This window comes from Verrucomicrobiota bacterium JB022 (assembly GCA_030673845.1).
Classification (GTDB): Bacteria; Verrucomicrobiota; Verrucomicrobiia; order Opitutales; family Oceanipulchritudinaceae; genus WOUP01.
Map to the genome: position 1 here is coordinate 328297 of JAUTCQ010000012.1, position 12776 is coordinate 341072.

The following is a 12776-nucleotide window of genomic DNA, read 5'->3' on the forward strand; positions in this document are numbered from 1 at the left end:
CATGCGCCTGAGCTTCCTCACCCTGATCGCCGTCTGCGTCAGCCACCTCGGCTGGGGTCAGGGCAGCACGCTCTCGAAGGAAGACCTCGTCAACGCGGTGTGGCACTACCACCTGGAAAGCGCGTTGGCCGAGCCGGAGAAGGTCTACAAGCTCGACCTTTCGCGGCAGGGGCTGGAAGCCTTCCCGCTGGAAGTGACGGGGCTGCCCAACCTCCGCATCCTGCTGCTCAACCACAACCGGATCGCAGTGGTGCCGCCGGAGATCGGGCGCCTGCAAAAGCTGGTGGAGCTGGAGCTGAACGACAACGAGCTGGAGGAGCTGCCGCCCGAGCTGTTTACCATCGGCACGCTCTCAGAGTTGGAGGCCTCGCGCAACCGCATCCGCGAGCTGCCCGCCGCCGTCGCCCAGCTGCACCAGTTGACCGAGATCGAGCTGAACGAAAACCGCCTGACGCGTCTGCCCGACGAGGTGGGGCAGCTGACGGAGCTTGAAGAGCTGAAGGTGGCCCGCAACCAGTTGACCGAGCTGCCGGCCTCGATCCTCGAACTCGACCAACTAGGCGAACTGGTCGTCGGCTCCAACCAGCTAAGCCACCTGTGGCCCGACATCGACCGCCTACGCAATCTGCGCGACCTCGACATCTCCAACAACAACCTGCGCGAGCTGCCAGCGGCGCTCTTCGATTTCCACCTCAGCCTGCTCTTTCTCAAGAACAACCCTTTTGCCCATCCGTTGACGGAAGAGCAGGTGGCCGCCGTGCTCCACGCCGAGGAAAACGACTTCGACGCGGTGATCCTGAGCCTGGCCGAGGCGGGCGACGCTGTATTGGCGGAGCGTTATCTGGATTTTGCGCAGCGCTATTTCGAGGAACACAAACTGTGGGGCGATCTCGCCGCCGCCTACCTCACGGCAGCCTTCGTCTACCGCGACCTGGGGCAGCTGGAGCTGGCCGTGGATTACACCAACCGCGCGGAAGCCTTGGCCGAGGAAGTCAATTTCGACTTGTTGACGGCGGACGACGACGAGGCCTTTTACGCCAACACGACGGAGATCATCCGCGACGCCCAGAACCTGCAGGAGCTGTTGCACAGCGAACATGAGAAGGCGACCCTGCGCCGCAACGTACGCTGGGGCATGATCGCGGGGATGGCCCTGCTGATGGGCTTCTCGGCTTTCGTCTACTGGAGCCGTCGCCGCCTGCAGCGCTACAACCGGGAGCTGGCCGAGCAGCGCAGACAAATCGCCGAACAGGCCGAGGCGCTGGAGCTGGCAAACGATCATCTGACCGCGCGACAGGGCGAGATTTTGGCGCAAAACGAGCGGATCGAGGCCCAGGCAGCGGATCTGCGCCGCCTCAACGCGACCAAGGACCGCATCTTTTCCATCGTGGGACATGATTTGCGCAACCCGCTTTATGCGATCGAAAGCGTGGCCGAGCTGATCGAAGACGAACAGGGCTTTTGCGAGCCGCAGGAGCAGCAACGCCGCGCCCAAGTGATCCAACGCAGCGCGCAGGAGGCGTCCCAACTGCTCCACAACCTGCTCGACTGGGCGCGTACCCAGACCAACGACATCCCCTACCGTCCGGGTTTCGTCCAGCCGGGGGTTTTGGTCGATAGCACGCTCGACCTGCTGCTGCCTTCCATCCAGCGCAAGCGGCTGCTGATCGACTCGCGGATCGCACCGCATACGGTCGTTTATGCCGACCCGCACATGCTGCAGACGGTTTTTCGAAACCTGATTGGCAATGCCATCAAGTTCAGCCATGAAGGTGGCCGCATCAGTGTGTGCGAGCGCCAGAGCGAGTCGTGGCACGAGTTCGAGATCGCCGACGAAGGAGTCGGCATGGAACAGGGAGTGGCCAAGGGACTGCTGCGGCAGACCCGGATCCACTCGGCCACCGGCACCCGGGGAGAAAAAGGAAGCGGGCTGGGCCTGCTCATCTGCCGCGAGTTCATTGCCCGCAACGAGGGAATGCTGGAGATCGATAGTGCCCCGCAGCAAGGAACGCGCTTCGTCGTCCGCCTGCCCCTGGTCGGCCTTGCGTTAGCGGTACGTTAGCCGCGCGCATAAAGTAAATCTGCAAGCACAACCAGAGGCTAAAGCCCTAATTTAGGCTAAATTCGGAGAGCGAAAACGCCGATTTTTAAGGAGCGTAGCACTCCTTATACTCCCGGCCGAATTTCTGCATGCGCAAGAGCTTGCTTCATCATTCCGTCAAAGATCCGCTCATTATGGCCGGAATCGTCCTGGCGGCTGCGCTCTTTGGCATCTTTACGCGCCAGATCGGTTTTTTGGCCGCCTTCTGGCCCGCCAATGCCCTGCTGATCGGGTTGATGATCCGCACGCCTCGTTACGCGGCGCTACCCAACTGGGTCGCAGCCTTCGTGGCCCTCGTTGCCGCCGACGTGCTGGCGGGTACCACTTGGCATCTGACCCTGTGGCTGACGAGTGCCAATATGGTGGCAATCTTCACCGGGTACCTGCTGCTGATGCGCATGAACGAGGCCGATCGCCAGTTGCGACGCCCCCTTTCCGTGCTCTACCTCTTCGCAGCCTGCACCATCTACTCGATCGCCGCCGCGACGGTAGGCGCTGGCACTGCGCCCGTTTATTTCGATAAACCTTACTGGGCCGGCTTCGGATTCTGGTCTACCGCCGAGTTGGTCAACGCCGTCATCGTCCTGCCGATGCTGCTGACCTTCCCAACCGGTGCGGCTCTATGCGAGAAGTTGCGGGAGATGGGGAAGCTGCGCTGGGCCAAAAGGTTGGCTCCGGCAGCGGCCCTCCTCGCGTCCCTCTTCCTCGCGGTGCTGATAGACGGCCCGGGCTCGATGGCCTTTCCTGTGCCCGCCCTGCTCTGGTGCGCGCTCAGCTACAGCCTTTTCTCCACCGCTACCCTTACAACGGCCCTCTGCAGCGGCATGATGGTAGCCATCGCTACCCAGTTCATCGCCATACCGCTCGGCGAAGATCCGATGGCGGCCATGGCCTCGGTGCGTCTCGGCCTCGTGCTCATGGCCCTCGCGCCTCTGACGGTGGCAAGCGTCAGCCTCGTCCAACGCGAACTGCTGGAGGCCGAGCGCTTGCATGGCGAGAAGCTGGAGAAGGCGAAGGAAACGGCGGAAGCGGCCCAACAGGCCAAGAGCAACTTTCTCGCGATCATGAGCCATGAGATCCGCACGCCCATGAACGGCATCATTGGACTCACCGATCTGCTCAACCGCACTTCGCTGGACGCGGAGCAGGCTGACATGGGTCGCCTGATCAAGCACAGCTCCGAAAACCTGCTGACGATCCTCAACGACATTCTCGACTTTTCCAAGATCGAGGCCGGCAAGCTGGAGATCACGCCGGAGAGATTCGAGCTCGCCCCCTTGGTCGAAGATGTTGCGGCCCTGCTCGCTCCGGCCGCAGACAAGAAGGGCCTCGCGCTGAATCTGGAGATCGACCCCGCCCTCAGCGAGCCTTTGTGGGGCGATGCCGGGCGGATTCGGCAGGTGTTGACCAACCTGGTGGGCAACGCGCTGAAATTTACCACGCAGGGTAGCGTCACGATTGTCGCACGCGAGCTGGAGCACTCCGACTGCAGCGTGACATTTCGCATGGCCGTGCGTGACACGGGGATTGGCATTGCCCAGGCAGCCCAGGCCCAGCTTTTCCAGCCCTTCACGCAAGTCCATGACGCCCCGGCCCGCAAGTTTGGCGGCACCGGGCTCGGCTTGTCGATCTGCCAACAACTGATCCACCTGATGGGCGGCCAGATCGGCCTGTCCAGCGAGTCGGGCCGGGGCTCGGAATTCTGGTTTACCCTCACCCTGCAGCGCAACGGCCAAGAGGGAAACAAGCGTCATCCCCGGCCCAGCGCCCCTACCCCAGGCCTGAACCCTGTTCAGCGTTCCCTGGATTTGTTGGTGGCCGACGACAACGCCGTCAACCAGACCGTCATTCGCCGCCTGCTTGCCTCGATGGGGCACCGGGTAGAGATCGTGAGCGACGGGCAGGAAGCACTCGATCGCCTGGCCCAGCAGCCTTTCGACGCGGTATTGATGGATTGCCAGATGCCGGGCGTCGACGGCTACGAGGCCACGCGGCGGATTCGTTCCGGATCCTTGCCAGGCGTCGATGCGAACGTTTGCGTGATAGCCCTGACCGCTTCGGCCATGTCTGAAGCGCGGGACGCGTGCCTTTCCGCCGGGATGGACGACTTCGTCAGCAAGCCCATCCGCCCCGAGGAGATGCACGCCGCCCTGCAACGCGTTTGCAAGGCCGGTGAAGACGCGACGCAGGAGCCGACCGCGTAGCGCATCTAGTCGTCATGCGCCTGGCTTTCCGGGAGCGGGTCGAGCCCGATCCGCAGGAAGAGGCGGTTGAAGGCGCGCAGAAGGGTGCGCAGTTGCCATTTGATATCGTCGGATAGCTCGATGTGGTGGGTTAAGGCCGTGTTTTCGGGTGCGGCCGAAGGGGTGAGATGCTGGAGCTGAGCGTCGAGTCGGCGCAGAGGCTCGACCACAGTCTCGGCAAGCTGCCCCAGCGAGGCGGAAAACTCCGGCGGCAGGTGCAGCGTTGCAGGCGTGGCGGGGCGTTGTGCGGCCTCGGCCAAAGGCGCGAGCGAACGCCCCACCTGCCCTTGCAGCGCGGCCAGGGACTGCGTGAGCGTGGTCAGATCTTGGCGGAGCGCGCCCAGGCTGTCGGGGGTAAGGGCGAGCGGCGGCAGCGGGCGCTCCAGTAGCTGGGCCACTTGCGCCTGCCCTTGCCCGAACTGGGCCAAATGGGTTGATACTTCCGCGCGGAAGGCAGGGTCGAGCATCACCGGCTGGCCCTGCTGGCCCACCGCCGTCTCCAGCTGGCTGGAAATCTTGCCGACGCCTTGGGTCAGGTCGTGCACTGCGCCGACCACGCGGTCGACGGGGTCCTGATCCTTCGCACCCATCACGGAGTTGCGCACGTAGCGTTCCTTGACGAGGGCCCAGCGCGCCTGTTCCTGCTCGGTCAAGAGGCCCTCCATCTCACGGAACTTCAGGAGATTCGACTCCGCCCCGGTGGTGAGGGTCTGGGCTTCGCCCACGTAGTGCTGCAAGACGAGCGCATCCACCTCGCCCGGCGTCATGAGCGGCAACACCTTTTCCGCCATCCGGTTCATGTTGCGGTAGGAGCCCTGGAGCTTGAAGGGCGGCTCGGTGCGGTAGTTGTCTGCCGTGGCGGCGCTGCGGATATACTCGAGGTTGACGCGCAGGACGGTGTCGCGCACGCGCATCAGGTGACGCGTGACGGTGACCATCTCGTTGACCTCTTCCATCGAATAGTTGCCGACAAAGTCGACGCCTTCATGGCTGCCCGTCTCCGCGATGCGCATGACGGCGTAGACGTCTTCGCGTGCCTTGCCTGCGAGCGTGCTGAGCGCAGGATTGGAAGTGAGGCAGTTTTCGAGGTAGCTGGCCTCGAAGGCGGTGCGGTTTTGCTGCACCATGTCGCCCAGGTTGTAGGTGTCGGCGCGGTTGGCCAACATGTCGGGGATCTGGAAGCGCCCCCCCGTCTCGGTGTAAGGGTTGCCGGCCATAACGACGGCCACCTTCTTGCCGCGCAAGTCGTAGGTACGCGCCACGCCGTTGTAGACGCCCTCGATCTTGCGCTGCCCGTCGCAGAGCGAGATGAACTTCTGCAGCAGCTCCGGGTTGGTGTGCTGGATGTCGTCGAGGTAGATCATCACGTTGTCGCCCATCTCGAAAGCGAGATTCAGCTTGTTGACCTCCTCGCGGGCGCTCGCGTTGCGGGCTTCGCTGGGGTCGAGGCTGGTGACGTCGTGCCCGATGGCCGGGCCGTTGACCTTGACGAAGGTGATGCCGAGGCGGTTGGCGACATACTCCATCAGGGTCGTCTTGCCGTAGCCGGGCGGCGAGATGAGCAGCAGCATGCCCATGCGGTCGGTGCGGGTGTTCTCGCCGGCGGTGCCGATCTGCTTGGCCAGGTTGTCGCCAATGAGGGGCAGGAAGACTTCGTCGAGCAAGCGGTTACGCACAAAGGCGCTCATCACCTGCGGCTTGAACTCGTCGAGCCTCAGCTTTACGCGCAGGGTCTCGACCAGCTCGTGCTTGCGGCGGTCGAAGGCCAGCCACTGGGGCATGGTATCGCCCTCGAAGCGGCGGAGCTTGCGCAGGAAGTGGTTGTAATGCAGGTGGTAGCGACGGCCCTCGCCCAGCACCGGGTGATCGCCCCGCAAGCCTTCCAGGTCGCGCTCCAGCGGCACTTCGACGACCTGGCTCGGCTGAATTCCGCCGCGCAGGAGGTGGGCCGCCGTCTCGTCCACGTATTCCAGCTCACGCTCGTTCAGGCCTTGGGCAAGGCCGTAGCCGAGCAGCCAGTCGCGGATCACTTCAAATTCGGCGGCGGGTTGCCCCTTCATGCGCTCGCGGGCCTCCTCGAAGGCGTTGAGGTAGCGCTGCGCCACCAGCTCCACGCGGAAGCGCTCGGCGAGCTGCGCGGCTTCGCGGCTGACCGTCAGGCTGTCGGGCGTCACCAGCTCGGTAAACAGATAACGCGCGGCCTCCGGGGCGAGTGCGGCCGGGAACAGCGCGGTGCGTTCGCAAAACTCCTCCACCGCCCGCTCGATCTCGCGGATGTAGCCGGCCTGCGTCTGGTGCTGCGGGAAGAGCCGCCGCATGGTGGCAAAGGAATCGAGCCTCTGGCTGAGCAACTGGCGCTGTTCGCTGCCTGCATACTGCTCCCAGAAGACGAGGGCGCAGGCGCGGGTCGCCGTGTCGTAGCGCAGCAGGCCGACCACGGCGTGGATCTCCACCAGTGCATCGAGCAGCAGGCGGGCGTCGAGGTCGTGCAGGCCCTTGGAGTAGCCTTCGCGGTAGCGCGGGCCCATGAACCGTTGGATCCAGGCCAGGCGGGCTTCGGGCGTGGCGGCGAGGTAACCCGGCAGGTCAAGCCCGTCCCCACCCTGCTCCAGTGCCTGCAGTGCCGCGTAGGCGAGGAATTCGGCGCGGTAGACGGTGTCGCTCTCGCTCGGCAGCTCCATGTCCCACACCGGGCGGAGAGCGTTCAACTCCTCATCCACGATACGCTGGAAAAACTGGGTGCCGGTGAGGTGGTAGTAGAAGTCGCCCTCGCGCCGGACCGTCGTGAGGTTCAGCTCTTGCTGGTTGACGGTGAACTTGTGGCGGCCGAACTGCAGGAGGTTGGTGCCGTCGACGAAGAGCTCCTGCCGGTCCTTGAGCTGGCGCACGGCATCGCCCTGGGCGGTCTTGAGGCGGGTGGCGAGGTCGTCGCCCTTCAGCGGCTCGCCCAGCTCCTTGAGCTGCCGGATGAGGTTGCGCACCTTGTCGACCATCAGGTCGCTCGCGAAATAGCCGTTGATCTCGTTGACTTCCTTGAACTGCGCGACGCGGCTGCGGATGCCCTTGAGGATGCGCTCACCCGCCGACATCAGCTGCCCGGCCTTCTGGTTGCGTGCTTCCTGCAGGGCCATGCGGCGCGACTGGAAGGCGTTGTAGACTTCCTCCCGCTTGGTCGTGATCTGCTCGACGAACTCCGGGAACTCCGCGAACTGGCCCTCCAGCTCTTCGAGCTGCACCATGAGCTTGGTCAGGTATTCCTCGCAACGCTCGGGCGAGTCGACGATGTCGAGGTAGTTGATGACCGCCTGGTTGAGCAGCTTGAGCTGGGCGTTGAACTGCGCCACGCCCTCCGTCCGCATCATGTCGCGACGGCGGTTGCGCAGCTCCACCTTCAGTTGGTTCAGGTCGGCGTAGATCGCGGAAATGCGGTCGATGATGGCGGTAGCCTGGGTGGCGTCGTCGATCTTGAGGTTGTTGACGATGTCGATCAACAGCTCTAACTGCGCCCCCGTCTCGTCGCAAGCGGCCTCGACTTCCTTGAGGATGGCGACGGTATCGGCCTCGCGCCCCGCTTTGGCATGTTCGGCCAGTGCGGCGGCATAGGGCGCAAGCGCAGCCTCGCTGAGCAGGAAAGTGACGGTCTGTTGCGCAACCCGAGCGGACAGCTCGCTAAGGGAGGTTTCGAGCTGGTCGACTGCCGGGAGATCGACGTAGCGCAGCTCCCGCAGGCCGATGATCTCGCCCCGCAACTGGCGCAGGCGGGCGAGGTGGGCCACATAGCCGCGAATGTCATCCGGCGGCGTGCCTCCGGCCTCGGTCAGGGCCTTGCGCGTGGCCTGGCTCACGGCGTCCATGCGCGCCTGGGTGGCCTTGCGGATGCGCTGCACCTTCTCGAACTCATCGATGGCGGCCTGCCCGGTGGCATGTACGGCGGCGAGGGTCGTTTTCAGGTCCACCGCCTCGGGTCGGTCGAGCCAGTAATGCAGGTCGATCACCTTCTGGCTGAGCCGCACAAGGTCGACGTACAGGCCTTCGTAGCTGTCTTCGCGCGCGATGAGCAACGAGATTTCGCGCAGGGCGGAGAGGCAGCGCACGATCTCGGCGTTGCCCACCTTGAAGAGGAAGTTGTCGGCTTGCCCAGCCACCACCTGCTGCTCTTTGGAGAAAGGCGTTTGCCAGATCTGCAGGGCGTGCGCCTGGGTCGGCTCTTCGTTGGCCTTGAAGTAAACCAGCTCGCCGTTGGAGAAGAGCGTGAAGCCTTGGCAGACGATGGGCGCCTCCACGCTCTGCTCGATCAAATTGTAGCGCATGAGCACATACGTGCCGCTGCGGCGCTCGTAGAACACATAGAGGTAGTCTTCGCCGTTGGGCGCCTTGACGACGCGCTCGAAATACATCTGCTGCAGCTCGCCGGGGAAGAGCTTGTATTCGCCGTTGTGCAGGTAATAGCCGTTGGCGAAGATCACGCCCTGATCTTCCGGCAGCAGCACGCAAGACTGCTCAATGGCGTCGACCCGGCGCACCTCCTTCACCTTTTCGTTGTAGATGAAGTGGCGGGCCTGCTTCTCCTGATAAGGCTTGATCTTGAGCAGGATGAGGCTGCCGAGAATCGCGTAATGATACTCGGCGTCGTCGAGCGTCTGATCCTTTTCCTGCACGGGCTCGGCGTAGATGCCCTGCCCGTCTTCGGTGTTGTCCTCGATCTTGATCGTGAGGTCGCCCCCCACCGCTTCCACAAACAGACGGTCTTCAATCGAGATGTGGGGGTGCGGACCGCCGCGCTGCATATCGCGATGGGCGCGGGTCCACTTGAACTGGTGCTGCTCCGGGAACTGGTATTCGTGCTCGAAACGGTTGCCCTCGTAGCGCAGCACGTCACCGTCGATCAGCCACTTGAAGACCTTGATGTCGCGCAGGTCGTCGCTGATGCGGAAGGCCATGTAGAGGAAGGCCCCAATGACCATGAACTTTACGAAGACGGCCTTGCGGTAGTAACGGTAGAGATACGCAAAGTCGTCCTGAAACTCCTGCGAGGCCAGGATCTCCTCCAGCGGCAGCGGGTGGAAACTGCGGTCGGCCCGGTCGTAGCGGAAGGCGGCCAGCACATCCGTGGGCGTCACGGTCGAGCGCAGGCCCATCTGCACGTTGTAGCCAAAGAGGAAGCGGTCTCCCGAGAGCGACACCATGCCGCGCGCCACGCAGTTGTAATCCGTGGTGATGCGCTGTGTGGCCAGCAGCTCGGGCTCGACCACGCCAAAGACGCCTTGGCGGGCGGTATTGAGCTGCTGGATCTTGCCCTGCAGCTCCGCGCCTTGCTGGCGCAGCCGCTGGCGGATGACCTCGTAGGCACCGCCTTCGAGCTTCGAGGCGGGCGCGGGGGTGGCGGGGACCGACGACATAGGGGAATCGATGGGAACGAATGCGAACGCAAGTAACGAAGAGAGAGAAGGGACGCGCCCGGCGGCGCATCCACTTCAGCCCCTTCCTCTGGCCCGGCTCGGGCTTAGTTCTTTTGCGTCAACGTGGGGTTGAGGGCCAGCAGATCGCGCACAAACATCTGGCCGTAAGGCGACTTGTCGGCGATGCCGATATACTCCTGGATCTTGGCCAGCAGGCTCTGGTCGTTGCCTGCGAGGCCGGCCAGCTTGGCCAAGAGGGCGCTCAGCGTGAGGTTGCGGACGTCTTCGGTGCGCAGGCCCAGCTTGTTGACCCATTGGGTGACGTTGGCGCGGAACTGCTCCGGCCCGCCGTCGAAGAAGGTCTCCTTGACGTCGAGCAGGTGCTCGGAGCTGTTGATCGTGCGGTCGACCGACTTGCCGCGCGTGACGGCGCCGACGATGCGGTCGTAGAAGTCGGTGCTGCCGCCCACGATGTCGACGCGGGTGTTCTTGAGCGCCTCGGCCAAAACGGCGGCCTGGTGCTCGGCAATGCGTTCGTTGACTTCGATGGAAGCCAGCTCGATCTCCTTGTCCTTCTGCAGGCGCAGCTTGAACTCTTCGTGTTCGCGGCCCACGCCGTCGAAGATCTTCATCGCCTCGGCCTTTTCCTTGATACCGGTGGCATCGGCGAGGTAGCGCAGCTCGTCGCTCTTGGCGAGCGATTCGCCTTCCTTCAGCTTGGCGGCGGCCATGGCTTCGAGCACTTGGGCTTCGCCCAGGCCAGCGGCGGCGGTCTCGGCCGTCTTGGCGGAGGCGAGGTTTTTCTTGGCTTCGGCGGTGCGCTGGCTGGCGCTTTCTTCGGCTTCGGCGGTCACGACGAGCTCCTGCGCCTTCAGCTCGGCCGAGCGCTTGCTGGCCTCGGCGGCACGGACTTGGGTGAGGAAGAGCTCTTCGGCCTTCATCACTTCGGCGTCCTTGCTCGCTTCGGCGGCCTTGAGCTGGGCGATGAGCTTTTCCTGCGCTTCCTGCTCGGCCTTGGTGATGGCGACTTGCTTGGCGCGGTCGGCCCCGGCAAAGGCTTCGGTGTCCTTGATCTTTTCCTGCTCGATCACGACGGTCTTCTCGACCATCACGCGGTCCTTGATCACCTCCTGGATGTTGCGCTTTTCGACTTCCACGGCTTTTTCGCGCTCGATGTCGGCCAGTTGGGTCACTTTCTGGCGCTCGACCACTTCCAGATCGCGGTCGCGCTGGACGCGCTCGGTCTCAATGGCATCGGTACGCTGCTTGTTCTTTTGCGCGATGATGATCTGGCGATCCTTGTTCTCGGTCGCGATGGCCAACTCTTCCTCGGTGGCGATGCGGGCCTGCTCGTGGCGGAGGCGCTGCTCTTCGGCCACGCGCTTCGATTCGGCCTCTTCGCGGCTGCGGATGACGGAGATTTCGCGCTTCTGCTTTTCCTCGGCTTCGGCTTGTTGCTTCTCCAGCTCAAGCACGGCTTCGCGCGCCTCAACGTTTTGCTTGGTGATGGTCTTGACGCGGTCCTGATCGATCTGGTTGGCGAGGATCTTTTCGCGCGAGGTGCGGTCGGTGATCTTCTTGATGCCTTCGGCGTCGAGGATGTTGTTGGGGTTGAGGTGTTCGAGCCCCGTCTGCTCCAGATAGTCGATGGCGGCGTCTTCGAGCACGTAGCCGTTCAAGTCCGTCCCGATCACCTTGATGATCTCATCGCGGAACTTGTTACGCTCGGTGTAAAGCTCTTCGAAGTGGAACTGCTTGCCCACCGTCTTGAGTGCCTCGGAGAACTTGGCGTCGAAGAGCTCGCGGATGCCTTCGATACTGCTGGCGCGTTCGCAACCGATGGAGGTGGCGACGTTCTTTACATCGGCCTCGTTATCGTTGATGCGCACGAAGAAATCGACCGCGATGTCGGCCCGCATGTTGTCCTTGCAGATGAGGCCTTCCGAACCGCGGCGCTCGACCGTGACCCGGCGCACCGTGATGTCCATCTTCTCCAGCTTGTGGACGACGGGCAGCACGATCATGCCGGTAAACGAGACCTTGGTGCCGCCCGCGCCGTTGCGGATCAGCGCCTTGCCCTGCTCCACCTTCTGGTAGGCGGAGGTGACGAAAAAGACGACGGCCACCAGGATAAAGAGCAGGATCCCGATGGTAATGAGGGTCAGGTCGCCAAGGATACCACCGCCTCGGCTGGCAGTGGCTTCGGCATCGGCAGCGGCTTGCGCGAGGATAGGAAGCAGGACAGGGTGCATGGTTTGGATAAGTTGGAAGTCTTGAAATTTATGGTTAGGAACGAAGCTGTTCGTCGAGCGTTTCTTTGGGGAAGTAGCCTTCCCAGGGTTGGACGTAGTAGAGCAGGCGCTTGTCGTCGCCCTCGATGATGAGCGCCTCGTCGCCGCGCTTCAGCGGTGCGCTGCCGGGCACGAGGCGGATCTGCAGGATCTTTTCCCGCCCGTCCCACTTCACGAGGCCTTGGCCGAAGCTGTCGGTGACTTCCCCGGTGCGCACGGTGCAGATCTTGCCGACCATCGGCTCGTGGACCGTGCCCTCGATCGCCAGTTGGCGCAGCCACGGGCGCAAGGGGCGCATGGCGGCCTTGGTGAGGAAGAGGCTTACCAGCACGCTGCCGCCCATGTAGACGAAGCCCATTACCAGCCCCAACGCGTGATTGAAGTAATAGTTCGTCAGCATGGAGAGGAACCATGCGAAGGTGATGCAGATGCTGCCAAAGAGACTCAGCGGGACTACGTCGAGGTCGAAATACTTGTAGAGGGTCTTGAAAAAGCCGCCCCCCAGGCTGATGTCGGCATCCACGTCGCCCCCAAAGTCGAGGTCGAAATCGAAGATCCCGAGCAGCGTCACGAGCCAATACAGCAGCACGAGCCCCAACAGGATCGTCAGGGGCAGGTTATACCAGGCAAGGGCTTCTCGGATGATTTCGGGCATCGTCAGGACAGGTTGGATTATAGGATCGGCAGCGAGATCGGGCCATTATAAAAACCCTCACGGATTGGAAGGCAGGCCCCCAAACTG

Annotated in this window: 5 protein-coding genes; 2 read left to right on the plus strand and 3 right to left on the minus strand. The window is 63.3% G+C overall.

Translation table 11 applies throughout. The annotated features are described in order from the left end of the window. Position 1: 1 nt before the first annotated feature. Both Q7P63_08285 and Q7P63_08290 read left to right on the plus strand, forming a co-directional pair. Positions 2-2062: an ATP-binding protein gene (locus Q7P63_08285; protein ID MDP0500086.1), complete on the plus strand. Its 2061-nt coding sequence runs from the start codon at positions 2-4 to the stop codon at positions 2060-2062. 173 nt (positions 2063-2235) lie between these two features. Further along, positions 2236-4305: an ATP-binding protein gene (locus Q7P63_08290; protein ID MDP0500087.1), complete on the plus strand. Its 2070-nt coding sequence runs from the start codon at positions 2236-2238 to the stop codon at positions 4303-4305. Positions 4306-4310: 5 nt separating this feature from the next. On the opposite strand, the gene Q7P63_08295 is transcribed toward Q7P63_08290, so the two are convergent. From Q7P63_08295 to Q7P63_08305, 3 genes are all read right to left on the minus strand, one after another. Beyond that, a complete protein-coding gene (locus Q7P63_08295; protein MDP0500088.1) occupies positions 4311-9743 on the minus strand; it encodes a DNA repair ATPase in 5433 nt (1810 codons plus the stop codon). Positions 9744-9847: 104 nt separating this feature from the next. Further along, entirely contained in the window at positions 9848-11995 is a 2148-nt protein-coding gene (locus Q7P63_08300) for a flotillin family protein (protein ID MDP0500089.1), read from the minus strand. 34 nt (positions 11996-12029) lie between these two features. After that, positions 12030-12689 carry a hypothetical protein gene (locus Q7P63_08305; GenBank protein ID MDP0500090.1) on the minus strand — a complete coding sequence of 220 codons (660 nt, stop codon included), beginning with the start codon at positions 12687-12689 and terminating at the stop codon, positions 12030-12032. Positions 12690-12776: the final 87 nt, after the last annotated feature.

Coding starts and splice junctions, on each gene's coding strand:
- Q7P63_08290 (MDP0500087.1), top strand. CDS start 2,236: ATGGCCGGAATCGTCCTGGCGGCTGCGCTCTTTGGCATCTTTACGCGC.
- Q7P63_08305 (MDP0500090.1), bottom strand. CDS start 12,689: ATGCCCGAAATCATCCGAGAAGCCCTTGCCTGGTATAACCTGCCCCTG.
- Q7P63_08300 (MDP0500089.1), bottom strand. CDS start 11,995: ATGCACCCTGTCCTGCTTCCTATCCTCGCGCAAGCCGCTGCCGATGCC.
- Q7P63_08285 (MDP0500086.1), top strand. CDS start 2: ATGCGCCTGAGCTTCCTCACCCTGATCGCCGTCTGCGTCAGCCACCTC.
- Q7P63_08295 (MDP0500088.1), bottom strand. CDS start 9,743: ATGTCGTCGGTCCCCGCCACCCCCGCGCCCGCCTCGAAGCTCGAAGGC.